Below are 24,853 nucleotides of genomic sequence, written 5' to 3' on the forward strand. Positions count from 1 at the left end.
GCGCTTACGCGTAAGCCTGCTTGCGCGTCGACACCAGCGCGAGATAACAGACGGCGCCGATGACCAGCGCGGGCAGCGTCGCGCCGAGATTCGGCAGCCACTGGTTGATCGCCTGATACGCGGCGATGCCGACCGCCCACGCGATAAACGCGCTCACGTGCCAGCCGCCCGAGAAGCCGTAGCGGCCTTGCGTATCGGCAAGGGCGGCGGCTTCGATGCGACGCTTGCGCACGATGAAGTGATCGACCAGCACCACGCCGAACAGCGGCGCGAACACCGAACCGATCAGCAGCAGGAAGTTCTGGTACTTCGCCATCGGCACGATCAGCGCGATCAGCGTACACAGCGCGCCAAATGCGGCGGACAACAGCGGCACGCTCGCGCGCGTCCAGAACGTACCCGTCGAGACAGCCGCCGAATGCACGTCGGCAAACGCGTTGTCGATTTCATCGATCAGCACCAGCAGCAGCGCGAGGCCGCCACCCGCTTGCGCGAGCGCCGTCGTCAGCAGCGCGTCGCCACCGCCTGCCGCAAGCCCGTACACCGCGCCGAGCGCGTAAAACCAGATATTCGCAATGCCGTAGCCGAGAATCGTGCCGCGGAACGTCTCGCCCGGCTTGCGGCCGAAGCGCGTGTAGTCCGCGATCAGCGGCAGCCACGACAGCGGCATGGCGACAACCAGATCCACTGCGCCGCCGAACGACATCTCGCCGTTGCCCGGACGGCGTATCAGCGCGCCGAGATCGTGCTGTGCAAGAACGGCGTAGGTAAGCCACGCGGCGCCCGCGAGCAGCAGCCAGATGCCCCACGAGCGCAGAAAGCGCCGCACGAACGAAAGCGGGCCGCTGATCGCGAGCAATGTGGCCAGCACGCCGAAAATCACCGTCCAGATGAGCGGCGCCGAAAAGCCGAACGCCTGCTTCGACAGCGCATCGGCGGAATCGCGCATCACGATCACTTCGAACGAGCCCCAGCCGACCAGCTGGATCATGTTCAGCACGGCGGGAATCGACGCGCCGCGCACGCCGAGCGTCGGGCGCAGCGACGACATCGCTGCAAGCCCCGTGTCCGTGCCGATCACGCCCGCGAGCGCGAGCAGCACGACGCCGATTACGCTGCCGATCAGGATCGCCAGCAACGCATGCGGCAGCGACAGGCCCGGCACCAGCAGCGCGCCCGCCTGCGCCACCAGCAGCCCGATGCCGAGCGAAAACCACAGCGCGAATGCGTCGCCCGTCTTGAACGCGCGGCGCGAGTCCGGTACCGGCTTGAGCGGCGCGTAGGTCGAACCGGCCTCGCCGGCGATTGGATCCTGAACCATCGAAATTTTCCTGTCTGTCTGTCTGTCGTTGTCGTGTCGGCCGTGCGTTCGGCCTTCTTGTCCGGCTTGTGCGATACGCGTCTTGCGGACCGCTCATCAGAAACAGCCTATAACGTTTGCCGCGGGCCTGGCCGCGCGGCGGCTGTCATAATGCACAACTCTGCATGCGCCGCAGCCCGCCGGATGACGGTTTCGCGCGGTTGCATGCCGTTCAGGGCCAAGCCGTCGCGCGGCCGGTGCTGCATTCTGTGCATCGTGACGGTTTATACCCGAAAAGCCGAGATTATCCCCAAAACGCCATGTTCGAAGAAACCCGCGCCAATGTTCCGCTCGCCGAGCGCCTGCGGCCCCGCACCATCGACGATGTCATCGGGCAAAAGCATCTGCTCGGCCCGAACAAGCCGCTGCGCGTCGCGTTCGAGTCCGGCGAAGCACACTCGATGATCCTCTGGGGCCCGCCGGGCGTCGGCAAGACCACGCTCGCGCGGCTGATGGCCGACGCGTTCGACGCACAGTTCATCGCGCTGTCGGCGGTGCTGTCGGGCGTGAAGGATATCCGCGAAGCCGTTGAAACGGCGCAGATCCATCGCGCGAATGGTCATCAGACGCTCGTGTTCGTCGACGAAGTGCATCGCTTCAACAAGAGCCAGCAAGACGCGTTCTTGCCGCACGTCGAGTCGGGGCTGTTCGTGTTTGTCGGCGCGACGACGGAAAATCCATCGTTCGAGGTGAACAGCGCGTTGCTGTCGCGGGCGGCCGTCTACGTGCTCAAGAGCCTCGATGCCGACGAGCAGCGCGAACTGCTGGACCGCGCGCAGAAGGAACTGGGCGGCTACACCTTCACCGACGAAGCGCGCGACGCCTTGATCGGTTCCGCCGACGGCGACGGCCGCAAGCTGCTCAACAATATAGAGATCGTCGCGCGCGCGGCGGTGCAGCAGAAGAAAACGGATATCGACGGCGAACTGCTCGCCAGCGCGCTGTCCGAAAACCTGCGCCGCTTCGATAAAGGCGGCGACGCGTTCTACGACCAGATCAGCGCGTTGCACAAGTCGGTGCGCGGCAGCAATCCGGACGGCGCGCTGTACTGGTTCTGCCGGATGCTCGACGGCGGCGCCGACGCGCGCTACCTGTCGCGGCGCCTGGTGCGGATGGCATGGGAAGACATCGGCCTGGCCGATCCACGCGCCGCGCGCATCGCGCTCGACGCCGCCGAAACCTACGAACGCCTCGGCACCCCCGAAGGCGAGCTGGCGCTCGCGCAGGCGGTGATCTATCTTGCTGTCGCGCCAAAGTCGAACGCGGGCTACAACGCGTACAACCAGGCGCGCAGCTTCGTCGGCAAGGACCAGTCGCGCGCCGTGCCCGTCCATCTGCGCAACGCGCCGACGAAACTGATGAAGGAACTCGGCTACGGCCACGAGTACCGCTACGCGCACGACGAACCCGACGCCTATGCCGCAGGCGAAACCTATCTGCCCGACGGCATGCGCGACCCGAACTGGTATCAGCCGACGCCGCGCGGGCTCGAAGGCAAGATCGGCGAGAAGCTGTCGCGTCTTGCCGACCTCGATGCGCAATGGCGCAGCGAGAACCGCAAGAAAAGCTGAGCCGCACGTTGCACCTGACCCGACAATGCCGCCGGCCAGCCGTGCCGGTGCGCTAAAATCGCCCATTCACACAACGAACTGTCGCCCCTTCCCATGCTTGACATCCAGCTGCTGCGCAAAGACATCGACGGCGTCGCGAAACGCCTCGCCGATCGCGGCTACACCCTCGACGTCGCGGCTTTCTCCGCGCTCGAAGCCGAACGCCGCGCCATCCAGACCCGTACCGAAGAGCTGCAGGCAAAGCGCAACAGTCTGTCGAAGCAGATCGGCGGGATGAAAGGGCGGGGCGAGGACACGTCGGCGGTGATGGCCGAAGTGGGCGGACTCGGCGACGAGATGAAGGCGTCGGCGGTGCAGCTCGAAGACATCCAGAAGCGTCTGTCCGACCTGCTGCTCGGCGTGCCGAACCTGCCGCACGAAAGCGTTCCCGTCGGCAACGACGAAGCGGGCAATGTGGAAGTGCGCCGCTGGGGCACGCCGCGCCAGTTCGACTTCGAGGTGAAGGATCACGTCGACGTCGGTACGCCGCTCGGTCTCGATTTCGAAACGGGTGCGAAGCTCTCGGGCGCGCGCTTCACGATGTTGCGCGGACAGATCGCGCGTCTGCATCGCGCGCTTGCGCAGTTCATGATCGACACGCACACGCAGCAGCACGGTTATACGGAAATCTACACGCCGTACATCGTCAATCCCGAAATTCTGTTCGGCACGGGCCAGTTGCCCAAGTTCGCCGACGACATGTTCCGCGTCGAGAAGGGCGGCGGCGAAAACACGGTCACACAGTATCTGATCTCCACGTCGGAAATCTCGCTGACGAACACGGTGCGCGAAAGCATCGTCGATGCAAACGAACTGCCCATCAAGCTCACCGCGCATTCGCCGTGCTTCCGCTCGGAAGCGGGTTCGTACGGCCGCGACACACGCGGCATGATCCGTCAGCATCAGTTCGACAAGGTCGAGATGGTGCAGGTTGTTGCGCCGGACACGTCATATGACGCGCTCGAGCAGATGGTCACCCACGCGGAGACGATCCTGCAGAAGCTCGAACTGCCGTATCGCGTGATCACGCTGTGTACGGGCGACATGGGCTTTTCGGCGACGAAGACCTATGACCTCGAAGTGTGGCTGCCGGCGCAGAACACCTATCGCGAGATCTCGAGCTGCTCGAACACGGAAGCGTTCCAGGCGCGCCGGATGCAGGCCCGCTTCCGCAACGCGCAGAACAAGCCCGAGCTCGTGCATACGCTCAACGGTTCGGGTTTGGCGGTCGGCCGGACGCTCGTCGCAGTGCTGGAGAACTTTCAGAACGCGGATGGCTCCGTGACGGTGCCGGCGGCGTTGCGTCCATATCTGGGCGGCATCGAACGCCTCGAAGTGAAGGCGGCGTCCTGAGCGAAGTGGTCGCTTCAGATCGATCCAAGTCCTCTTCAAGTTTCTGCGAAAAAGGGCTTGGAATTCAAAAACAGGTGTTCTATAATCTTCGTCTCACGCAAGCAGCGACCCGCTTAGTGTGACGCGACAAGACCACTTTGTTGGTAAGTCAAAGAATCTGGAAAGGTGGCAGAGTGGTCGAATGCGCCGGACTCGAAATCCGGTGTACAGTTATGCTGTACCGTGGGTTCGAATCCCACCCTTTCCGCCAGATGCAAAGCGAAACAGGCCCTTCGGGGCCTGTTTTCGTTTGTGCGGCTTTTTTAAGGAGCCGGTATCGCTGACGTCGCCAATACGCGAAGTGGGGCGCCGCAATTTACAACGCATTCGCGTTACACACGCGTCTTTCCGCCTGTTCTGCTTCGTCTCCGCACACGGCGCTTTAGCGCATGTTCTTCCGCACATCGAGTGTCACTTAGGCGTTGCGGGCGTCCGACTATTCTTCGAACGCTTGCCCACAGTTCCATTGGTATGGTTGTTGCGCGGTAGGGACCATCTGTCAACAGGATGGAGTCCACGATGACGAACCCCAAGGGAGAAGAGAACACCGAGCCGAGAGATCCGGCCGAAATTCCGCCGAACGAGCTCAACAAGCCGATTGGCGATGCGATCCCCACGCCCGTCGAGCCAGGCCTCGATCAGCCATTGCCCGAAAAGCCAAAGACAGACGATAAGGATCCGGCCGAGCCGATAGGCGACGACGATCCGCCGCCGGGCGTTCCAACGCAAGGCCCGTCCGACTTCGCATAAGCCTTCAACCGCCAATTGAGATCCCTAAGGGGATCTCCTGACAGCCCGAGATATTCAAAATAAACCTTCGATCATTTCGGGTTGTGCATCAAACCCTGCCATTAAAACGCTTGCTTCAATAAACACTGCCCCCTGCGAGGGCAATGCGAAAACTGACGACCGCATGTAGTTTTTCGTTAAGTACCGCCGTGTACCTTTACTAAGCCTTACTTTCTGCATAGGATGAAGTTGCATTTTTTTCCTCCTATTGGTGCGGATGCGTAAAAAGTCGACCGCGATCATTGACTTAAAATGATATTAAATATTCGTAGTCCATATGAAGATTCGAGCGGTTTATCAACAACAGGTTTATTGTCCTTTGTCTGCAGCAGATTATTAAACCCGTTGGTCGACGAGTTACATCACGACAAGACGTTGTCACGGTTTCATGCGTAAAGGCAGAGGCGTCGCGCGCCCGATTCCCGCGCCGTCGCCCGGTTGCGTTGCTAACAACAACGAAGGCGCGCGCACGTGGTCACGGCAGTTCGAGTGCGAACGTCTTGAGGAACGGTAAGCCATGCACGTCGCTATTTCTGCTTTGACAGTCGCGGTGGCTGCAATCGTTGTCTGGTGGTCGCTGCATCCGCGTCGCATCGCGCCGGAACGCGCAGGGGCATCCGTGCATATGCGCAACGGCGTGTCTGTATCGATGATGCTCAATCGCGTGATGAATCCAATTGCGCGCAGTAAAACCCTGCAAGGGGCAAGCGCCTTTTTCGCGTTCGCGCACCGACGGCGGGGCGCGATGAACGAGCTCGCCGATGTCATCGAATGCCTGCCTGTGGCGTCCGTCGTGTTCGACGAACATGGCGTGATCGTCCTCGCCAACGCGCAGGCCGAACGTCTCTTCGACTATCGGCGGGGCGTGCTGGCAGGCGCATGTGTCGGCCTCGTTGCGCCGGCGCTTTCGCACGAGCACCGCGCGGGCACCGTCCAGCCAGGCCGGCCGGTCGGAACGCGCACGCGCAGTCTGCGCGCCCGCCGCAGCGACGGCAGCGAGTTTCCCGCCGAAATCGCCACGAGCGCAATCCGTTATGAAGGGCGCATCGCGACCGTCGCGTTCATCACCGACATGACGGAGCGTGTCGAACTCGAACGCAACCGCCGCGAGCTGGCGCATCTGACGCGCATATCGACGATGGGCGAACTCGCCGCATCGCTCGCGCACGAACTGAACCAGCCTCTGACGGCGATTCTCAGCAACGGCCAGGCTGCGCAGCGCTTCATGGATCAGACGCCGATCGACCTTGCCGAAGTGCGCGACATCCTGAAGGACATCGTCGACGACAGCGGCCGCGCGAGCGAAGTGATCCGCCGGATGCGCGCCTTCGTGAAAAAGGAAGAGCAGCAGCAACTGACGAGTCTCGATGTCGGCGGATTGCTGCGCGACGTCGCGCTGCTCGTGCATGGCGACGCCGTCGCGCGGGGCATCCACGTGTCGCACGTGATCGACGATGGCTTGCCGCCCGTGCGCGGCGACAAGGTGCAACTGCAGCAGGTGCTACTCAACCTGCTGCTCAACGCATTCGATGCCGTCAGCGAGTGCAGCGCGTCCGATCGCGCGGTGGCGCTCTTTGCGCGACCCGACAGCGAAGGGGGCGTGCGCATCGCCGTGCGCGACCGCGGACATGGACAGACCGCGGACAAGCTCGAATGCATCTTCAAGCCGTTCGTCACGTCGAAGCCACAAGGCCTGGGCCTCGGGCTGTCGATCAGCCGCTCGATCGTGCAGATCCACGGCGGCCGCCTGTGGGCCGAGAACAATTTCGACCAGGGCATGACGTTCTATGTTGCGCTGCCCGCATCGCGCGATGCGAGTAACGCTGGCGTTGCGCAGGCGGCGTCATGAACGAACCGGCCGCGCTCGTCTACGTCGTCGACGACGACCCTTCCGTGCGCCGCGCGCTCACGCGGCTCGTCCGGTTGGCAGGTCATGAGGTCGAGGCGTACGGTTCGGCGCGCGAATTCCTCGAGCATGCGCGTGGCGAGCGCACGCCGGCTTGCGTCGTGCTCGACGTGCAATTGCCCGATCTGAGCGGACTCGAGTTGCAGCGCGAGCTTGATGCGCGTCTGCCCATCGTCTTTCTGACGGGCCACGGCGACATCGCGATGACGGTCGGCGCGATCAAGGCCGGCGCGACCGATTTCCTCACCAAGCCCGTTCGCGAAGACGACCTGTTGCGCGCGATCGACCTGGCGCTGGCGCGTTCCATCGAGGTATCGAAGTCGATCCTCGAACTGGAAGAATTGCGCAGCCGTGTCGGACGCCTGACGGTGCGCGAGCGCGAAGTGATGAATCTCGTCGTGCTGGGCCGCCTGAACAAGCAGGTGGCCTGCGAACTCGGCACGGTCGAGAAAACCGTCAAGGCGCATCGCGCGCGCGTGATGCAGAAGATGGAAGTCGGTTCGCTCGCGGAGTTGGTGCGCATCGCCGACAAGGTGGCCGTCGCCAACCCCGCCAGCCACACCAACCCCGCGAACCATTTACCCGAGCCGCCGCACACGGATGCCTCCGTCGATGCGCGCAAGCCAGCCTCCGGCCGGATACGGGACCAAGGTCCAATACCACCGACGCCCACAGTCTCATAGTCTATTGCTGAGACGCCCTCGCACCGTTTGCGTGGACGTCGCGGCTCAATAGGCTAATCAGAATGGGCACAGACAAACCATTCGTCGTGGTGGTCGACGACGATGCGTCGGTGAGCAGGGCGATCAGGCGTCTGTTGCGCTCCGTCGGGATTGCGGCCGATACGTACACGAGTGGCGACGAGTTTCTCGACGTGCTGTCGGCCACGCCTTCGTATCATCCCGACTGCGTGATCCTCGACGTGCAGATGCCCGGCGCCAACGGGATCGAGGTGCAGCGCCGGCTGGCCGGCAGCGCCGTGCCCGTCATTTTCATCACCGCCCACGACGACGCCGGTGTGCGCGAAGCCGCGCTCGCGGCGGGCGCGAAGGCCTATCTGCGCAAGCCCTTCAACGACGTGCTCTTCATCAGGACAGTGTGTGCCGTGCTCGGCATCGCTGCGCCGCTATGACGCAGCGTCCATTTACCCAGCAAAACAGTCTGGCACAGGAGCGAGCACATGCGCTTGCGCAAGATCATTGCCCCGAACTGCCTATTGGACCAAGGTCCAATTGTTTTCGACCTGGCCCGATTCCACACTGGACGCATCGGACTCGCCGGGCCGGGTGACGCGCATCTGGATTTGTCCGCCGCGCGATGCGCGCAATAAGCGCGACGGACGCAACCGTATCGCTTGGGAAGATTCATCATGAAACGAGCTTTTGGAAAGACGCTGATTTTCGCTACGACGTTGCTACTGGCAGATGTAGCCGCGGCACAACAACCTATCTTCTATCCCGCCAAGGGGCAGAGCCAACAGAAACAGTCCAACGACACGGCGCAATGCCACAGTTGGGCGACGCAGAACACGGGCGTGAATCCCGCCGCGCTCGCGCAGAACGCCGCCAATCAGCCGCCGCCGCCTGGACCGTCAGGGCAGCGCCTGGGCGGCGCAGCACGCGGTGCGGCAGGCGGCGCGGCGATCGGCGCGATTGCGGGCGACGCAGGCAAAGGCGCGGCGGCGGGCGCAATCGCGGGCACGATGGCGGGCGGCGCGCGGCAACGCCGTCAGGCTGCCGCTGCTCAGGAACAACAGCAGGCCACGCAACAGCAGGCATCGGAGCAGATGGCTACCTGGAACCGCGCGGTCGCCGCCTGCATGACGGGACGCGGCTATACGGTGCAATGACATGTCGATCGAAGGGAGCCGCGCGATGAATCGTCGATCGTACGTGGGCATGTCCGGGACGGGTCCGGCTGCCGTGCTGCATAGGGGCCGCGCTGCGGCACTTGCGTCACGCTGGCCGCTGGCGGCGGTGCTCGCGTCTGTGCTGTGCATCACCGCCTGCAAGAAAGCCCCCACCGAACCCCCACGCCCGACCGTCGAAGTCACCGTCGTCACGGTTCGGCAGCAGGAAACGCCCGTCGATTTCGAGTTCACCGCGCAGACGCAGAGTTCGCGCGAGGTGGAAATCCGTGCGCGCGTCGACGGCTTTCTGGAGCGGCGCATGTACACGGAAGGCGCGCTCGTCAAGGAAGGCCAGGTGCTGTTCGTGATGGACAAGAAGCCCTTCGAGGCCGCGCTGCAGTCCGCCAAAGGTGCGCTCGCGCAGCAGCAGGCGCGGTTACTGGTGACGAAACAGAACCTCGCCCGCGTGATTCCGCTGGCCGCGCAGAACGCGTTGAGCAAGAAGGACCTCGACGACGCCACCGGCAACGAGAAACAGGCCGAAGCCGCCGTGATCGCCGCGCAGGGTGAGGTGCGCACGGCCGAGCTGAACCTGAGCTACTGCACGATCCGCTCGCCGCTCCTGGGGCTATCGAGCTTCGCGCGCGTGCAGGACGGCAGCTATGTGACGCCGAACCAGTCGGGGCTGCTCACCTACGTCTACCAGCTCGACCCGATGTGGGTGAACTTCAGCATCTCCGAGAACGAACTGCTGCGCTACCGCGACCAGGTCGCCAAGGGCCTGCTGCGCTTTCCGCCGAACAACCAGTTCGACGTGACGGTCATCGAGGCCGACGGCTCGGTCTATCCGCAGCAGGGCCGCATCGACTTCACGAACCCCGCGTTCAGCCAGGAGACGGGCACCTTCCTCGTGCGCGCCACCTTCGCCAATCCGAAGGGCACGCTCAAACCCGGCCAGTTCGTGCGCGCGAAGGTCTCGGGCGCGGTGCGGCCCAACGCGGTGCTGGTGCCGCAGCGCGCGGTGCTGCAGGGCGCGAAGAGCCACTTCGTGTGGGTGCTCGACCAGGACTCGAAGCCGCATCAGCGCGTGATCGAAGTCGGCGACTGGCACGGCGACGACTGGTTCGTCAACGACGGGCTGAAGGCGGGCGAGCGCGTGGTGGTCGATGGCGCGATCCGCGTGTCGTCGGATGCGCACATCAAGGTGGTGAGTGCGGCGCCTGGTGCGCCGGGCACGCCTGCCACGCCCGCCTCTGCGCCGCCTGCGGCGAGCGCCGCCGCAGCGTCCGCACCGGCCGCCACGCTGGCGCAGACGCGCACGGCCAGCGTGAGCCCATGACCCGATGACCCGATGACGACCGACGCCATCCGGCGCACCCCGACCCGATGAACATCTCCCACTTCTGCATCGACCGGCCGATCTTCGCCTCGGTCATCTCGATCGTCATCACGCTGGGCGGCGCGCTGTGCATGCTCGCGCTGCCCACCGCGCAGTACCCCGACATCACCCCGCCGCAGATCACGATCTCCGCCACCTACCCGGGCGCGAGCGCCGACGTGGTCGCCAACAACGTCGCCGCGCCGATCGAGCAGCAGGTCAACGGCGCCGACAACATGATCTACATGAGCTCGTCGAGCTCCTCGACGGGCAACCTGACGATCAACGCGTACTTCCAGATCGGCACCAACCCCGAACTCGCCCAGGTCGACGTGCAGAACCGCGTGAACCTCGCGCTGCCGCAACTGCCGCAGTCGGTCACCAACCAGGGCGTGCAGGTGCAGAAGAAGTCGCAGGCGTTCATGATGGTGATCGCGATCTACTCGCCCACCGAGCGCTACGACGCCACCTACATCGCCAACTACGCGAACGTCTATGTGCTCGATGCGCTCAAGCGCATCCCGGGCGCCAACCAGTCGAGCATCTTCGGCACGCCCGACTACGCGATGCGCATCTGGCTGCGTCCCGACCGCATGGCGCAGCTGGGCATCACGGCGGCCGACGTGCAGCGCGCCGTCGCCAACCAGAACCAGCAGTTCGCCGTCGGCCGGTTAGGCCAGTCGCCCACGGGCAACGCCGTCGAACAGTCGTTCGCGGTCACGACCACCGGGCGCCTGACGGAACCCGGCGAATTCGAGAACATCATCATCCGCGCGCAGAGCGGCGGTGCGGCGATCGTGCGGCTGAAGGACATCGGCCGCGCCGAACTGGGCCAGAAGGACTACTCGATCCGCAGCCGCTTCCAGGGCAAGCCCGCCACCGTGATCGCCGTCTACCAGCAGCCGGGCGCGAACGCGCTCGATGTCTCCAAGCAGGTGCGCGCCACGCTCGCCGAGATGAAGAAGTCGTTCCCCGAGGGCATCGACTACGAGATCGCGATGGACACCACCGAGTTCACGCGCGCCTCGATCACGGACGTCGTACACACCTTCTTCGAGGCCGTCGTGCTGGTGGTGATCGTCGTGTTCGTGTTCCTGCAGAGCCTGCGCGCCACGCTGATTCCCGTGCTCGCAGTGCCCGTGTCGATCGTCGGCACGTTCATGGGGATGGAAGCGCTCGGTTTCTCGATCAACATGCTCACGCTGTTCGGCATGGTGCTCGCCATCGGTATCGTGGTCGACGATGCGATCGTCGTGATCGAGAACGTCGAGCGCAACATGACCGTCCACAAGCTCGAGCCGAAGATGGCCGCCAAACAGGCGATGGATGAAGTCGCCGGGCCGGTCGTCGCGATCGTGCTGGTGCTGTGCGCGGTGTTCGTGCCGGTCGCGTTTCTCGGCGGCATCACCGGGCAGATGTACAAGCAGTTCGCCATCACGATTGCGATTTCCGTGGTGATCTCGGGCATCGTCGCGCTGACGCTCTCGCCCGCGCTCGCGGCGCTGCTGCTCAAGCCCGGGCACCACGAGAAGAAGGGTTTTTTCCGCTGGTTCGACAACCAGTTCACGCGCATGACGGCGGGCTATACGCGCGCGGTGCGCCTCATCATCAAGCGCTTCGTGATCGCGCTGCTGCTGTTCGTCGGCATGATCGTGCTGGCCGTCGTGATGATGCGCGACATCCCGACCGCCTTCCTGCCGCCCGAAGACCAGGGCTATCTGCTGGGCGCCGTGATCATGCCCGATGCGGCGTCGCTGGACCGCACGGGGCAGGTGTCGGACCGCGTGTCCGAGTATTTCATGAAGCAGCCGGCCGTGGGCAGCATCACGACGGTGGACGGCTTCAGCATTCTCGACAGCCAGAACAAGAACAACTCGTCGACGTTCTTTGTCGGCTTCAAGAGCTTCGAGGACCGGTATTCGTCGGCCAATATCCGCACGCAGAATGCGCGCGCCGTGCTCGTCGATGCGTACAAGACGCTCTCGCAGATCCGCGAGGGCATCGTCGTGCCGCTCAATCCGCCGTCGATTCCGGGGCTGGGCACCACCGGCGGCACGGAGATGTGGATCCAGAGCAAGGGCGATGCGACCATCGCGCAGTTCGCCGCCGTGGTGGACGACTTCGTCGCGAAGGCCAAGCAGCGCCCCGAACTGACGGGCGTCACCTCGACCTTCAACGCGAACTCGCAGCAGCTGCTGGTCGACGTGGACCGCGACAAGGCCGAGACGCTCGGCGTGCCCGTGCAGGACGTCTACAGCGCGATGCAGACGATGTTCGGCTCGCTGTACGTGTCGCAGTTCAACCGCTCGAGCCGGCTGTGGCAGGTGATCCTGCAGGCCGAGCCGTCGTACCGGTTAAAACCCGACGACCTGACGCAGATCTTCGTGCGCAGCGCGAACGGCAGCATGGTGCCACTCAAATCGGTGGTGACCTCGCGCTACGTGACGGGGCCGGACCTGATCACGCGCTTCAACAACTTCCCGGCCGTGAAGATCACGGCGAACGCGGCGCCCGGCTACGCGTCGGGCCAGGTGATCACCGCGCTCGAAGAGATCGGCGCGCAGATGCCGTCGGAGTACGGGGTGGCGTGGAGCGGCGAGGCGTTCGAGGCGAAGCAGTCGGGCGGCACCTCGGGCCTCGTGTTCGTGTTCGGTCTGATCATGGTGTTCCTGATTCTCGCGGCGCAGTACGAGAAGTGGAGCCTGCCGTTCGGCGTGCTGATGGCGGTGCCGTTTGCGCTCTTCGGCGCGCTGCTGGCGATTTTGCTGCGGGGGCTGAACAACGACGTGTACTTCCAGATCGGCCTGACGATGCTGGTGGCGCTCGCGGCGAAGAACGCGATCCTGATCTTCGAGTTCGCGGTGCTCAACCGCGAGTCGGGCAAGTCGGTGTTCGACGCGACGATGACGGCCGCCGAGGAGCGGCTGCGGCCGATCGTGATGACGTCGCTGGCGTTTATCCTGGGCTGCGTGCCGCTCGCGATCGCGACGGGGGCGTCGGCCAACAGCCGGCATTCGATCGGCACGGGGGTGATCGGCGGGATGCTGGGAGCCACGGCGATTGCGGTGTTCTTCATTCCGATGTTCTTTTACGTGCTCGAAACGATGTCGGAGCGCTCGGAGAAGAAGAAGGCCAAGAAGGCCGGCGATGTGCCGCCTTCTGCACCGGGGTCGGGACCAGCGCAAGGCGAGCCGCCCAAGGTGCCGCCATCGGCGGGCGGCCCCAAAGTGGGCGGCGGCCCGACGACCAACCCGTCCGCACCGCGCGAGGGTGACTGACATGCGCCGCGCTCCGCTGACCACTCCGCTCGCCACCGGCCTTGTGGCCGCGCTATGCGTCCTCGCCCTGAGCGGCTGTCTGCTCGGGCCGAACTACTCGCGTCCGCCGCTTGACGTGCCCGCGACCTACCGCTTCCCCGACAACTACGCGGCCGACATCGCGAACACCGAATGGTGGAAGCAGTTCGACGACCCGGTGCTCGATGAACTGATCACGACCGCGCTGGCAAACAACAACGACGTGAAGATCGCCGCCGCGCGCGTCGACCAGTTCCTCGGCCAGTTCGTCACGACGCGCGCAGCGCTGTTTCCGCAGGTCGGCGCGGGTTTCGATGCCGAACGCCAGCGCATCTCGACGTCGTCCTCGCCGCTGCTCGCGAATGTGCAGAACCCCGTGTTCAACACCTACCAGCTAGCGCTCTCGGCATCGTGGGAAATCGATCTGTTTGGCCACAACCGGCGTCTGACGGAATCGGCGCGCGCGAGCCTGCTGTCGACGGAAGAAGCGAAGCGCGGCACGGTGCTGACGCTGGTGTCGTCGGTGGCAGCGTCGTATATCAACCTGCGCAGTCTCGACCGGCAGCTGGAGATCGCGAAGGCCACCACGGAGAGCCGCGCCGAATCCGTACACGTGTTCGATCTGCGCTTCAAGGGCGGCGAGGTCTCGCAGATGGAACTCGCGCAGAGCCAGTCGGAATACGAGGCGTCGCGCGCGGTGATTCCGCAGATCGAGGCGCAGATCGCGCAGCAGGAAGATGCCCTCTCGGTGCTGCTCGGGCGCAATCCGGGCGATATCCTGCGCGGGCGCGCGCTGGCCGACCTCGCGGCGCCCGCCGTGCCGGCGGGGCTGCCGTCGGATCTGCTGGAACGCCGTCCCGATCTGCGTCAGGCCGAGCAGGACCTCGTCGCGGCGAATGCGCAGATCGGTGCGGCCAAGGCGCTGTATTTCCCGCAGATTTCGCTGACGGGGCTGCTGGGCACGCAAAGCGGGCAGTTCTCGAAGCTCTTTACGGGGCCGGCGCGCGTGTGGTCATTTGCGGGTTCGATCGCGCAGCCGATCTTCGAAGGCGGCGCGATCGTCGGTCAGGTAAAGCAGGCCGAGGCGGTGCAGCAGCAGGCGCTGTACTCATACCGCAAGGCAATCCAGGTCGCGTTCCAGGAAGTCGACGATGCACTGATCTCGTCGCAGAAGGTGCGCGAACAGTTCGACGTGCAGGTGCGGCAGGTCGAGGCGCTGGCGACTTATGCGCATCTGGCGCGGCTGCGGTACGAAGGCGGCTACACGAGCTATATCGAGGTGCTCGACGCCGAGCGCAGTCTCTTCAACGCGCAGCTGAACCAGACGCAGACCCAGGCGGGTGTGCTGGTGTCGTACGTGAACCTGTACAAGGCGATGGGCGGCGGCTGGGTCATCACGGCCGAGGGCCTGACGACCCAGGCAGCGCAGCACAGCGGCGACGCGGCCGCGCAGAGCGCGAAATGAGCGAGACGTCGTCCGCGTATCTCGGCCACGCGACGCGCACGCCAGTGATCGCCTGTCACGAATGCGATCTGCTCCAGCGCGAAAGCACCGTGCCGCCCGAAGGCGCGCTGCGTTGCTGCCGCTGCCGGGCGACGCTGTACCGGCGTCACGCGAACAGCCTCGACCGCACGCTCGCCTATGCGCTTGCTGCCTGCGTGATGTGGATCGTGTCGAACGCGTTTCCGATCGTCGGCCTGTCGGTGAACGGCGATCTCGTCGAAACGACGATGTTCGGCGCGGTGCGCGTGCTATACCGGGATGGCATGTGGCCGCTGTCGGCGCTGATCTTCATCACGACGATGCTGATGCCCGCGTGCCAGGCGCTCGGCCTCGTGTGGCTGCTGTTGCCGTTGCGGCTCGGGCGCACGCCGTATCGCGCGGATGCCGTGTTCCGCTCGCTGCGTGTCGCGCAGGAGTGGGGCATGACGGAGGTGCTGATCCTCGGTCTGCTGGTCGCGCTGGTGAAGCTTGCGCATATCGCGGCGGTGGTGACGGGGCCGTCGTTGTGGTCGTTCGGCGCGCTGATGCTGTTGCTCGCGGCAGCCGCCTCCGCGTTCGATGCGCGCGACCTGTGGTCGCGGCTCCAGGGCGTGCCCGATGCCGGCCCCGCGTTCGACAGCGACACGCCGTTTGCCGGCGAAACAGCCGCAGCGTGTGGCCTGTGCGTGTGTCACGACTGCGGCTTGCTGACTCGCGCCGCGCCCGCGCAAGCGCGTGACGAAGGCGACTACGCGAACGTGCATGCCGCCGTCCACGTGCCGGCGCATGCCGCGCATTGCCCGCGCTGCGGCGCGCATCTGCATCTGCGCAAGCCCGACAGCCTCGCGCGAACCTGGGCCTGTCTGATCGCGGCCGTCATCCTCTACATCCCGGCGAACGTGCTGCCCGTGATGGACACGAGTTCATTGTTCGGCGCGCAGAAGGACACGATCATGAGCGGTGTCGTGTATCTGTGGACCTCGGGTTCGTGGCCGCTTGCGGTGCTGGTCTTCATCGCGAGCATCGCGGTGCCGATGCTGAAGATTCTCGCGATCGGCTTTCTCGCGACCTCGGCCAATTTACGCTCCACCTGGCAGCCGGATCAGCGCGCGCGCATCTACCGGCTCGTCGAACTGGTCGGGCGCTGGTCGATGCTCGATATCTACGTGATCGCCGTGCTCACGGCGCTCGTGCAGTTCAACGCGCTCGCCACCGTGCGCGCCGGTCCTGCCGCGATCGCGTTCGGCGCGGTCGTCGTGCTGACGATGTTCGCCGCGATGTCGTTCGATCCGCGGCTCATCTGGGATGCGAGGAAAACGGAATGAGCCGGCCGCCCGACCTGCCCGACGCCGTCGCCGTGCCGCGCAAGCGCTGGCGCATCCAGTGGATCTGGCTGGTGCCCGTCGTCGCCGTGCTGGTCGGCGTCTGGCTCGCGGTGCAGGCGGTGCTCTCGCAAGGGCCGACCATCACGATCAGCTTCAAGACGGGCGAAGGACTCGAAGCGGGCAAGACCAAGATCAAGTTCAAGGACGTCGATATCGGCGTCGTGAAGAAAGTCGCGCTGTCGAAAGACTATAAAAACGTCATCGCGACCGCCGAACTCACGCGCGACGCCACCGACATGCTCGTCGACGACACCCGCTTCTGGGTCGTGCGGCCGCGCGTGACGGGCGGCAACGTGTCGGGTATCAGCACATTGTTGTCAGGCGCGTTCATCGGGATGGACATTGGCCGTGCAAAGAATGAGCGGCGCGACTACACCGGGCTGGAAGTGCCGCCCGTGTTCGCGAGCGACGTGCCGGGCCGCGAGTTCGTGCTGAACGCGTCGAACCTGGCTTCGCTCGATGTCGGCTCGCCTGTCTATTTCCGCCGCCTGCGCGTCGGGCAGGTGACGTCGTACGAACTCGACAAGAACGGCGGCGGCATCACCATGCATATCTTCGTGAACGCGCCGTACGACCGCTACGTGAAGAGCGATTCGCGCTTCTGGGAAGCAGGCGGCATCGATGTCACGCTCGGCACGGAAGGCGTGAAGATCAACACGCAGTCGCTGGTGTCGATCCTGATCGGCGGTCTGGCGTTCGAAACGCCCGCGGAGTCGCTGGCGCAGCCCGAAGCGCCGGCGCGCACGCCGTTCACGCTGTTCGCGACGCGCGTCGACGCAATGAAGGTGCAGGACCGCATCGTCGACACCTATGTGCTCAATTTCAAGGAATCGGTGCGCGGCCTGACGGTGGGCGCGCCAGTCGATTTTCGCGGCATCGTGCTCGGCGAGGTGTCGGCGATCTACACGCGCTTCGATCCCGTTACGAAACAGATCAGCATTCCTGTCGAGATCAAGTTCTATCCCGAGCGCTTCACCTCGCGCTATGCGGGCGACAAGCCAGGAGAAGGACGCGTGGTGCGCGATCCAAAGGACATCGCCGATTTCCTCGTGTCGCGCGGCTTCCGTGGGCAGCTGAAAACGGGCAGCCTGCTGACAGGCCAGCTGTACGTCTCGTTCGATTTCTTCCCGCATGCGCAGAAGGCGAGCATCGACTGGAGCCGCACGCCCGCCGAGCTGCCGACCGAGCCGAGCGGCCTGCAATCGCTGCAGGAGTCGATCAACCGGATCGTCGCGCGCATCGACAAACTGCCGATCGAGCAGATCGGCAAGAACACCCAGCAGGCGCTCGCCGATGCGGGTACGCTGATGCAGAGCCTCAATACCCAGGTGGTGCCGCAGGCGAAGAGCACGTTGTCGGCGGCGCAGGCCACGCTCAATTCGGCGAATAGCGCGCTTGCGCCCGATTCGACGCTGCAGCAGGACACGAGCGACGCGATCCGCGAGCTCGCGCGTACGGCGGCGTCGTTCCGCGCGCTCTCGGATTATCTGCAACGCCATCCCGAAGCGCTGCTGCGAGGCAAACAGGAGGACGCAAAGTGAAGCGATCGATGCTCCCGCCCGGCGCATGCGTTTGCGTCGCCGCCGCCATTACCTTGCTGGCAGCGTGCAGCTCGCCGCGCTCGAACTTCTATACGCTGAGTCCCGACACGACGCTCGAGAGCGCGGGCGCGCCGCTGTCGGTGTCGGTCGTGGTCGGGCCCGTGACGGTGCCCGATCTGGTCGACCGGCCGCAGCTCGTGACACGCGTGTCGGGCAACGAAGTGAAGCTCAATGAGTTCGCGCGCTGGGGCGAGCCGCTCAAGAGCGGTGTCGCCGATGTGATCGCCGCCGACCTGACGCGGCTGCTCGGATCGCAGCGCGTGTCGGTGTCGTCGCAGATGGTGGCGGGCACGGAAGCGTGCCGCGTGCGCGTCGATATCCTGCAGTTCGATTCGATGCCCGGCGAAGCCGTTGCCGTCGACGCGCTGTGGACCGTGCGCGTGACGGGCCGCACGGCCTTGCTGACGGGCCGCTCGACGATACGCGAGCCGGTGCAGGGCGCGGACGACGCCGCGCTCGTCGCCGCGCACAGCCGGGCGCTCGCCGCCGTGAGCCGCGACATCGCCGCGGCGATCCGGAGCGCGCCGCCGGGTTGAGCTGCGGATGCGCTGCGGGCGGGGTCTGAAGCGGCCGCGCGGGCAGACTCTGTACAATGGCCTGATCGACAACCGCACGCATGGCTGCATGGCTTGCGTTGCGGGTCATCCCGTGCCAGGCGAACTGCGCCAGATGCGCGCGATGCCCGCCTGACCGCCCGTCGCACGATGACGCTGAACGCGCCGTGCCATGCATGCCGCCAACGCTTTACACGACATGGCCATCACCTACAAGACTCCCGAAGACATCGCGCGCTTGCGCATCTCAGGCCGGCTCGCCGCCGACGTGCTCGCCATGATCGGCGAGCATGTGAAGCCCGGCATCTCCACGGGCGAACTCGACGCGATCTGCCACGACTACATCGTCGACACGCAGAAGGCGATTGCCGCCAACGTCGGCTATATGGGTTTTCCGAAGACGGTATGTACGTCGGTGAACTCCGTCGTGTGCCACGGCATTCCCGACCGCGCCGAGATTCTCAAGGACGGCGACATCATCAACATCGACGTGGCTGTCATCAAGGACGGCTATTTCGGCGACACGAGCCGCATGTACACGGTCGGCGAGCCGAGCACGGTCGCACAGCAGCTGATCGACACGACGTATGAGGCCATGCTCGCGGGCATCCGCCAGGTCAAGCCGGGCGCGACGCTCGGCGACGTCGGTCATGCGATCCAGCAGATCGCGCAGCGCGAGGGCTTTTCGATCGTGCGCGACTACTGCGGGCACGGCATCGGCAAGGTGTATCACGAGGACCCGCAGGTGCTGCACTACGGCCAGCCGGGGCAGGGCGTGCGCCTGAAGCCGGGCATGGTGTTCACGATCGAGCCGATGATCAACGCGGGCCGCGCCGGCACGTCGGTGATGCGCGACGGCTGGACGGTCGTCACCAAAGACCGCTCGCTGTCCGCGCAATGGGAGCACATGGTCGCCGTCACCGACGACGGCTACGAGCTGCTCACGCCGTGGCCCGACGGCACGGGGCGCTACGAGGCGCCCTGATGCGCCATGGAGCGCGGCGGCATGCCGGCGCGAGCTGCAAGCTGACGGCGCTGAAAGCGTTCGTGGCCACTCCCGCACGATGCGACGCAAAACGCCGGGTCTCGCGTGTGCCGGTTTTGTAGCCGCGTGTCAACCCATGCGCGCTGGGTCGCACTGCGCCGAATTAAAGATTTGACTCACGCGTCGGTTCGGTTAAAGCTACGCGCTAGCGCTTTACCCGGATGACACAAGGGATTTAAGGGATTTTCGAACGCATGAGTCCTTCACTGACCGTTCGCCGTATCGCAGCCAATCAGGGCGTCGTCTTCCGCGAGCTTCGTACCGCCTCGCTGCGTGAAGCGCCTTACGCATTCGGCGAAACGCTGGAAGAAGCGCTGTCGGCCGATGCGTCCACGTTCGAAGAAACAGCCGCGCGGCACGCTGCGTCGGCCACGTCGACATCGTTCATCCTGTACACGGAAGGGCACCCCGCCGGTCTGATCGGCGCCTGCTTCGAGGACGCGCCATCGCATCGCGCGTTCGTCAGCGAGTTGTGGGTCGCGCCCGCCGTGCGGCATCTGCGCGGTGGCGAGCTGCTCGTCAACACGGCAAGCGGGTGGCTAGCGGGGGCGGGCGCCACCGAAATCTACGCATGGATCGCCGACGAGAACCGCAACGCCATGCGCTTCTACGAGCGCCTCGGCTTCGGCCCGACGGGCGAACACGAGCGCATTGCGCGCGCGCCGGACCAGTTCCAGACGCTGCTCGTGCGGCACGTGCCGCAAGAAACGGCAACCGACGATCCCGCGCACGGGCACGCCGGTTAAGCGCTTCCCAGCCCCTTTCGCCGCTTTCGATCGTTTCTCCGGGCGCGTGTTTCGCGCGCTTTCTTCCCAGTTTTTGTCGATCCGTCCGTCCCGGACCAGCACGCACGCGGCATTTTCCTGTCGCGTGAAGACTTATTGGCAAAAATGCTCACCGTTCGCCAGGACGCCTGTAAAATACGCAAAATTTTTTGCCGAACGCTATGTCGCCGAAGAAATCGCCATTTTTTGAACTGCGCAGTGGCGCGGTCGACACATTGCTGTTTGTCGTCAAGACGACCAACCTCGATGAGATGCGTGCCGAGCTGACCCGGCGCTTCGAGGCGACACCCGAATTCTTCGCGAACGACACCGTCGCGATCGACGTGCGCCGTCTTGCGGAAAACGAGCGCGTGCCGCTTGCGGACATCGCGAAGCTGCTGGACAGCGTACGCATGCGTCCCATCGGCGTCGTAGCCGACAGCACGCAGCACGTGTGGGCGAACGAGGCAGGTCTGCCGCTGCTCGATGCGCGCGACGCTCGGGACGCTCGCGTCAGCAAGAGCAATACGGATGCAGGCGGCGACGAAGCAAAGACTGCAGCGAAAACAGACGCCCCGCCCGCTGCGGACGCCGCCGCGCGCGAGCCGGAGCAGGCCGAGTCGGCTGCCGCGGAACCCGTGCGCATCGGCACCTCGTCGCAGACGATGGTGGTCGACAAGCCGCTGCGTTCAGGCCAGCGCATCTACGCGAAGGGCGATCTCGTCGTACTCGGCATGGTGAGCAACGGCGCCGAAGTGATCGCGGAAGGCAACATCCATATTTACGCGCCGTTGCGCGGCCGTGCTTTGGCGGGCGTGCATGGCAATCACGACGCGCGCATTTTCTGCACGTGTCTCGAACCGGAATTGATCTCGATCGCGGGTATCTACCGGACGACTGAGAACCCGCTGCCTGCCGACGTGCATGGCAAGCCGGTGCAGATCTGGCTCGAAGATGAAAAGCTGATGATCGAACCGCTGCGGCTCACCTGACGCGTGCGCCGCGCATGCAGTGCGCGCGCTGCGCGATGGAACTCCCGCCGGACTCAATAGACGAATAGACGAACACAAGGTAAAGGGTAATGGCAAAAATCATTGTGGTGACTTCGGGCAAGGGTGGCGTAGGCAAGACGACCACGAGCGCGAGTTTCGCATCCGCACTCGCATTGCGTGGCGCGAAAACGGCAGTGATCGATTTCGACGTGGGCCTGCGCAATCTCGATCTCATCATGGGTTGCGAGCGGCGCGTGGTGTACGACCTGATCAACGTGATCCAGGGCGAAGCCAACCTGAACCAGGCGATGATCAAGGACAAGAAGTGCGAGAACCTGTTCATCCTGCCGGCATCGCAGACGCGCGATAAAGATGCGCTGACGATGGAAGGCGTCGAGAAGGTCATCAACGATCTGATCGCGATGGACTTCGAATACATCGTTTGCGATTCGCCGGCGGGTATCGAGTCGGGCGCGCTGCTCGCCATGCACTTCGCCGACGAAGCACTGATCGTGACGAACCCGGAAGTGTCGTCGGTGCGTGATTCGGACCGCATTCTCGGCATCCTGTCGTCGAAGACCAAGCGCGCGATCGACGGCAAGGAGCCCATCAAGGAGCATCTGCTGATCACGCGCTACAACCCGAAGCGCGTGAGCGAAGGCGAAATGCTGTCGCTCACGGATATTCAGGAAATCCTGCGCATCGACCTGATCGGCGTGATTCCGGAATCGGAAGCCGTGCTGCATGCGTCGAACCAGGGCTTGCCTGCTGTACACCTCGACGGCACCGATGTCGCCGAAGCGTATAAGGATGTCGTGTCGCGTTTCCTCGGCGAGCAGAAGTCGCTTCGCTTTACCGATTACCAGAAGCCGGGCCTGCTGCAGCGCCTCTTCGGCACCAAGTAAGGGGAGCGCACGTGATGTCCATTCTTTCGTTTTTGCTGGGCGAGAAGAAGAAGTCTGCGTCGATAGCGAAGGAACGCCTGCAGCTGATCATCGCGCATGAGCGCGTAGGCGGCAAAGCGCCCGCCGATTATCTGCCCGCGTTGCAACGTGAACTCGTCGCCGTGATCTCGAAGTACGTGAAGATTTCGGACGACGATATCCGCGTCAATCTCGAACGACACGACGACCTCGAAGTGCTCGAGGTCAAGATCGAGATTCCGCAGGCTTGAGCCGTCTGTAGCTTCTTTATCGCTTGACGCGCGTCACCGTCATTGGGTGGCGCGCGTTGTTGTGCCAACGTTTTTCGTGCGCACATTCGCTGCGCACGCTCTCCCGTCGATTCCCCCAAATCACTCCCCCGAAATAATCCGTTGCATTTCAGGGCACGCGGTAACACGTCCGCTGTCAGCCCTTTCGTCACCTCGCGCATTGAACGGACGACGCCGTCATTCGGTGCTGACACAAGAGGTGAAAACATGAAAAAGTCGACTCGACTGCTCGCAGTTTCCGCTGTGCTCGTGATGTCCGGTCTGTCCGCCGCTGTGTCGGCGTCGGCTGCGGAAGTGATTGTTGTGGCGCCATCCGCGCCGCCCGTCGAGCGCTTCGAAGCCGTGCCCGCGCCGCGCACGGGCTATGTGTGGGACAAGGGCCACTGGCGCTGGGACCACGGCCGCTACGTGTGGGTGGCGGGTCACTGGCAGGCCGAGCGCGTCGGCTATCACTGGGTGCCGGGCCACTGGGTCGCGCATGGTCCGAACTGGCACTGGGTGCAAGGCCACTGGGCGTGATGCCCGGGTGAATCCAACGGGCTTCGATGGCGCGTGTTGACGGCATCGCGCGTGGCCATCCGCCCGTTCTCCGAACGCGCCCGAGAGCGCGCTTAATCGCAACCATCAAGGGAGTCGTCAAATGAGAAAAAGGACCTTGCTCGCGATCGCCGTGCTGGCGGTCACGTTGGCCGGTTGCGTCGTCGTGCCGGCTCGCCCGGTGTATTACCATCCGGTCGGCATCGTCGTGTACTGACGATTGTGGGGAGGTCGGGCGCATCTCTGCGGGATGCGCCCGATTTTTTTAGCGGCAATGGCGAAAGCCAAACTGCCGCAAGCTCATTCCTTTGCTTCGCTGCGCGTTGCCGGTTGTTCTTCGCTATGACTCTCTTCTTCGACTGAAGGCGCCGCAGCAGACGCGGCGGGCGTCATATACCGGTTCGCCAGCGCCTCGTACAACGGCGGCGCAAACACGCTCGAAATCCGGCTCGACACGAGTGCCGTCGCCATCAGCGAAATGACGAGCGCGTGGCCGTTGATCATCTCCATCACGATCACGAACGACGTGATCGGCGACTGCGTGACAGCCGCGAGATAGCCGACCATGGCGAGTGCGATCAGCATCGGCAGTTGCATGTCGCTGAAGGCCATGTGCAGCACGTTGCCGAAGCCCGCGCCGATCGACAGCGACGGCGCGAAGATGCCGCCGGGAATCCCCGGCAGATACGAGCCGATCATCGATGCCATCTTCAGCAGCGGATAGAACACCGACAGATGTTCGGTGCCGTAGAGCAGTCCGCGCGCTTCCGCGTAGCCGCTGCCGAAGGTCGTACCGCCCGACACGAGACCGATCACCGCAATGGCCAACCCGCACAGTGCGGCGAACGCGACGGGCCGCTCTTTGTTCAGGCTGAGCAACGGCGCGGGCATCCAGCGCTCGGTGTTCAGCAGCAGCCAGCCGAACACGCCGCCCGCGATGCCCGTCACGATGCCCGTGATGATGACGGCCACCGCGAGTGAATCGGGGAAATGCGTGCCGATGTCGATCGTGCCGAAGTACGTGTAATTGCCGTTGACGCCGAGCGCGATGATCCCGGCGATGATGATGGCCGTGATCAGCACGCCGCTGGCGCGCGCCTCGAAGCTGCGCGTGAGTTCCTCGATGGCGAAGACGATGCCCGCGAGCGGCGTGTTGAAGGCCGCCGAGAGGCCGGCCGCCGCGCCCGCCAGCACCAGTTGCCGTTCGATCAGCGCGTTCGAGCGCGGGTAGAGGCGGCGCAGGTTGAACATCAGCGCCGCGCCGACCTGTACGGTCGGCCCTTCGCGCCCGATCGTGAAGCCGCCGAGTATCGCGAGAAACGACACGAGAATCTTGCCGAGCAGAATTGGGAATGTGAGTAGCCGCATGCCGGCGGCGCTGGTGTTCGAATGCAGCGTCGCGATGACCTGTGGGATGCCGCTGCCTTCGGCGCCGCGAAAGAAGCGTCGCGTGAGCCAGACCGATGCCGCCGCGACGGCGGGCGTCAAAAACAGCGTGAGCCAGCGATGCTCGTTCTGCAGATGGAGAAAAGCGTTGTAACCGAAGTCGATCAGCCGCGCATAGAAAACGGCCGTGAGACCGACGGCGATCGCGCCCAGCCAGAAAATGCCGTACTGACGCCATAGACGCCGTAGGCGCCGGCCGATGTTCGAGGACAGCAGGGGTGTCCGTGACATGGGGAGTCGGGCTGGGAAATGG

General features: G+C 64.5%; 22 protein-coding genes and 1 tRNA gene. 20 read left to right on the forward strand and 3 right to left on the reverse strand.

The window, feature by feature from the left end; genetic code table 11:
- Positions 1-4 precede the first annotated feature (4 nt).
- A complete protein-coding gene (gene cytX, locus C2L65_RS03365) occupies positions 5-1,321 on the reverse strand; it encodes a putative hydroxymethylpyrimidine transporter CytX (RefSeq protein WP_042310537.1) in 1,317 nt (438 codons plus the stop codon).
- Positions 1,322-1,620: 299 nt separating this feature from the next.
- Between cytX and C2L65_RS03370 the strand changes: the two genes are divergently transcribed.
- From C2L65_RS03370 to C2L65_RS03385, 4 genes are all read left to right on the forward strand, one after another.
- Positions 1,621-2,931, forward strand: a complete 1,311-nt coding sequence (locus tag C2L65_RS03370) for a replication-associated recombination protein A (RefSeq protein ID WP_007580613.1) — start codon at positions 1,621-1,623, stop codon at positions 2,929-2,931.
- Positions 2,932-3,024: 93 nt separating this feature from the next.
- On the forward strand, positions 3,025-4,323 hold the full coding sequence (serS, locus tag C2L65_RS03375) for a serine--tRNA ligase (RefSeq protein WP_042310538.1): 1,299 nt from the start codon (positions 3,025-3,027) through the stop codon (positions 4,321-4,323).
- 159 nt (positions 4,324-4,482) lie between these two features.
- Positions 4,483-4,573: transfer RNA gene (locus C2L65_RS03380), tRNA-Ser, on the forward strand.
- A gap of 308 nt (positions 4,574-4,881) precedes the next feature.
- A complete protein-coding gene (locus C2L65_RS03385) occupies positions 4,882-5,112 on the forward strand; it encodes a hypothetical protein (RefSeq protein ID WP_042310557.1) in 231 nt (76 codons plus the stop codon).
- Between the two features lie 54 nt (positions 5,113-5,166).
- Here C2L65_RS03385 and C2L65_RS45360 read toward each other — a convergent pair whose 3' ends face one another.
- Positions 5,167-5,346: a hypothetical protein gene (locus C2L65_RS45360; protein ID WP_156132338.1), complete on the reverse strand. Its 180-nt coding sequence runs from the start codon at positions 5,344-5,346 to the stop codon at positions 5,167-5,169.
- Positions 5,347-5,668: 322 nt separating this feature from the next.
- Here C2L65_RS45360 and C2L65_RS03390 point away from each other — a divergent pair, with 322 nt between their 5' ends.
- The 16 genes from C2L65_RS03390 to C2L65_RS03465 all read left to right on the forward strand — a co-directional run bounded on the left by C2L65_RS03390 (position 5,669) and on the right by C2L65_RS03465 (position 23,136).
- Complete coding sequence (locus C2L65_RS03390) at positions 5,669-7,000, forward strand: sensor histidine kinase (RefSeq protein ID WP_042310539.1); 1,332 nt, start codon at positions 5,669-5,671, stop codon at positions 6,998-7,000.
- Entirely contained in the window at positions 6,997-7,740 is a 744-nt protein-coding gene (locus C2L65_RS03395) for a response regulator transcription factor (protein WP_042310540.1), read from the forward strand. The genes C2L65_RS03390 and C2L65_RS03395 overlap by 4 nt, the downstream gene beginning before the upstream one ends.
- Before the next feature lie 62 nt (positions 7,741-7,802).
- Entirely contained in the window at positions 7,803-8,189 is a 387-nt protein-coding gene (locus C2L65_RS03400) for a response regulator transcription factor (RefSeq protein ID WP_042310541.1), read from the forward strand.
- A gap of 237 nt (positions 8,190-8,426) precedes the next feature.
- Complete coding sequence (locus tag C2L65_RS03405; RefSeq protein ID WP_042310542.1) at positions 8,427-8,906, forward strand: glycine zipper family protein; 480 nt, start codon at positions 8,427-8,429, stop codon at positions 8,904-8,906.
- Between the two features lie 49 nt (positions 8,907-8,955).
- Complete coding sequence (locus C2L65_RS03410) at positions 8,956-10,245, forward strand: efflux RND transporter periplasmic adaptor subunit (RefSeq protein WP_103254541.1); 1,290 nt, start codon at positions 8,956-8,958, stop codon at positions 10,243-10,245.
- Between the two features lie 47 nt (positions 10,246-10,292).
- Complete coding sequence (locus tag C2L65_RS03415) at positions 10,293-13,562, forward strand: efflux RND transporter permease subunit (protein ID WP_103254508.1); 3,270 nt, start codon at positions 10,293-10,295, stop codon at positions 13,560-13,562.
- A gap of 1 nt (position 13,563) precedes the next feature.
- Positions 13,564-15,045, forward strand: a complete 1,482-nt coding sequence (locus C2L65_RS03420; protein WP_103254509.1) for an efflux transporter outer membrane subunit — start codon at positions 13,564-13,566, stop codon at positions 15,043-15,045.
- Positions 15,042-16,388, forward strand: coding sequence for a paraquat-inducible protein A (locus C2L65_RS03425; protein WP_042313312.1), 1,347 nt, complete (start codon positions 15,042-15,044; stop codon positions 16,386-16,388). The genes C2L65_RS03420 and C2L65_RS03425 overlap by 4 nt, the downstream gene beginning before the upstream one ends.
- Positions 16,385-17,989 (forward strand): PqiB family protein, encoded by a 1,605-nt coding sequence (locus tag C2L65_RS03430; RefSeq protein ID WP_042313310.1) that lies wholly within the window; start codon positions 16,385-16,387, stop codon positions 17,987-17,989. The genes C2L65_RS03425 and C2L65_RS03430 overlap by 4 nt, the downstream gene beginning before the upstream one ends.
- A complete protein-coding gene (locus C2L65_RS03435) occupies positions 17,986-18,585 on the forward strand; it encodes a PqiC family protein (RefSeq protein WP_042313308.1) in 600 nt (199 codons plus the stop codon). Before C2L65_RS03430 ends, C2L65_RS03435 begins: the two co-directional genes overlap by 4 nt.
- Positions 18,586-18,802: 217 nt before the next feature.
- On the forward strand, positions 18,803-19,588 hold the full coding sequence (gene map, locus C2L65_RS03440) for a type I methionyl aminopeptidase (RefSeq protein ID WP_042313305.1): 786 nt from the start codon (positions 18,803-18,805) through the stop codon (positions 19,586-19,588).
- Positions 19,589-19,842: 254 nt separating this feature from the next.
- Entirely contained in the window at positions 19,843-20,394 is a 552-nt protein-coding gene (locus C2L65_RS03445; protein WP_042313302.1) for a GNAT family N-acetyltransferase, read from the forward strand.
- A gap of 200 nt (positions 20,395-20,594) precedes the next feature.
- Positions 20,595-21,404, forward strand: coding sequence for a septum site-determining protein MinC (minC, locus tag C2L65_RS03450; protein WP_042313301.1), 810 nt, complete (start codon positions 20,595-20,597; stop codon positions 21,402-21,404).
- 89 nt (positions 21,405-21,493) lie between these two features.
- Positions 21,494-22,309, forward strand: a complete 816-nt coding sequence (minD, locus tag C2L65_RS03455) for a septum site-determining protein MinD (RefSeq protein ID WP_007583340.1) — start codon at positions 21,494-21,496, stop codon at positions 22,307-22,309.
- A 14-nt stretch (positions 22,310-22,323) separates the two neighbouring features.
- Positions 22,324-22,578: a cell division topological specificity factor MinE gene (minE, locus tag C2L65_RS03460; RefSeq protein WP_007583338.1), complete on the forward strand. Its 255-nt coding sequence runs from the start codon at positions 22,324-22,326 to the stop codon at positions 22,576-22,578.
- Positions 22,579-22,824: 246 nt separating this feature from the next.
- The gene (locus C2L65_RS03465; protein ID WP_042313299.1) at positions 22,825-23,136 is read left to right on the forward strand and encodes a YXWGXW repeat-containing protein; all 312 of its coding nucleotides are present in this window, start codon (positions 22,825-22,827) and stop codon (positions 23,134-23,136) included.
- A gap of 318 nt (positions 23,137-23,454) precedes the next feature.
- Here the strand turns inward: C2L65_RS03465 and C2L65_RS03470 are convergent, their stop codons facing one another.
- The gene (locus C2L65_RS03470; protein ID WP_042313297.1) at positions 23,455-24,831 is read right to left on the reverse strand and encodes a chloride channel protein; all 1,377 of its coding nucleotides are present in this window, start codon (positions 24,829-24,831) and stop codon (positions 23,455-23,457) included.
- Positions 24,832-24,853: the final 22 nt, after the last annotated feature.

The sequence above is a fragment of the Paraburkholderia terrae genome (genome assembly GCF_002902925.1).
In the GTDB taxonomy this organism is placed as follows: domain Bacteria; phylum Pseudomonadota; class Gammaproteobacteria; order Burkholderiales; family Burkholderiaceae; genus Paraburkholderia; species Paraburkholderia terrae.

Coding starts and splice junctions, on each gene's coding strand:
- cytX (WP_042310537.1), bottom strand. CDS start 1,321: ATGGTTCAGGATCCAATCGCCGGCGAGGCCGGTTCGACCTACGCGCCG.
- C2L65_RS03370 (WP_007580613.1), top strand. CDS start 1,621: ATGTTCGAAGAAACCCGCGCCAATGTTCCGCTCGCCGAGCGCCTGCGG.
- serS (WP_042310538.1), top strand. CDS start 3,025: ATGCTTGACATCCAGCTGCTGCGCAAAGACATCGACGGCGTCGCGAAA.
- C2L65_RS03385 (WP_042310557.1), top strand. CDS start 4,882: ATGACGAACCCCAAGGGAGAAGAGAACACCGAGCCGAGAGATCCGGCC.
- C2L65_RS45360 (WP_156132338.1), bottom strand. CDS start 5,346: ATGCAACTTCATCCTATGCAGAAAGTAAGGCTTAGTAAAGGTACACGG.
- C2L65_RS03390 (WP_042310539.1), top strand. CDS start 5,669: ATGCACGTCGCTATTTCTGCTTTGACAGTCGCGGTGGCTGCAATCGTT.
- C2L65_RS03395 (WP_042310540.1), top strand. CDS start 6,997: ATGAACGAACCGGCCGCGCTCGTCTACGTCGTCGACGACGACCCTTCC.
- C2L65_RS03400 (WP_042310541.1), top strand. CDS start 7,803: ATGGGCACAGACAAACCATTCGTCGTGGTGGTCGACGACGATGCGTCG.
- C2L65_RS03405 (WP_042310542.1), top strand. CDS start 8,427: ATGAAACGAGCTTTTGGAAAGACGCTGATTTTCGCTACGACGTTGCTA.
- C2L65_RS03410 (WP_103254541.1), top strand. CDS start 8,956: ATGTCCGGGACGGGTCCGGCTGCCGTGCTGCATAGGGGCCGCGCTGCG.
- C2L65_RS03415 (WP_103254508.1), top strand. CDS start 10,293: ATGAACATCTCCCACTTCTGCATCGACCGGCCGATCTTCGCCTCGGTC.
- C2L65_RS03420 (WP_103254509.1), top strand. CDS start 13,564: ATGCGCCGCGCTCCGCTGACCACTCCGCTCGCCACCGGCCTTGTGGCC.
- C2L65_RS03425 (WP_042313312.1), top strand. CDS start 15,042: ATGAGCGAGACGTCGTCCGCGTATCTCGGCCACGCGACGCGCACGCCA.
- C2L65_RS03430 (WP_042313310.1), top strand. CDS start 16,385: ATGAGCCGGCCGCCCGACCTGCCCGACGCCGTCGCCGTGCCGCGCAAG.
- map (WP_042313305.1), top strand. CDS start 18,803: ATGGCCATCACCTACAAGACTCCCGAAGACATCGCGCGCTTGCGCATC.
- C2L65_RS03445 (WP_042313302.1), top strand. CDS start 19,843: ATGAGTCCTTCACTGACCGTTCGCCGTATCGCAGCCAATCAGGGCGTC.
- minC (WP_042313301.1), top strand. CDS start 20,595: ATGTCGCCGAAGAAATCGCCATTTTTTGAACTGCGCAGTGGCGCGGTC.
- minD (WP_007583340.1), top strand. CDS start 21,494: ATGGCAAAAATCATTGTGGTGACTTCGGGCAAGGGTGGCGTAGGCAAG.
- minE (WP_007583338.1), top strand. CDS start 22,324: ATGTCCATTCTTTCGTTTTTGCTGGGCGAGAAGAAGAAGTCTGCGTCG.
- C2L65_RS03465 (WP_042313299.1), top strand. CDS start 22,825: ATGAAAAAGTCGACTCGACTGCTCGCAGTTTCCGCTGTGCTCGTGATG.
- C2L65_RS03470 (WP_042313297.1), bottom strand. CDS start 24,831: ATGTCACGGACACCCCTGCTGTCCTCGAACATCGGCCGGCGCCTACGG.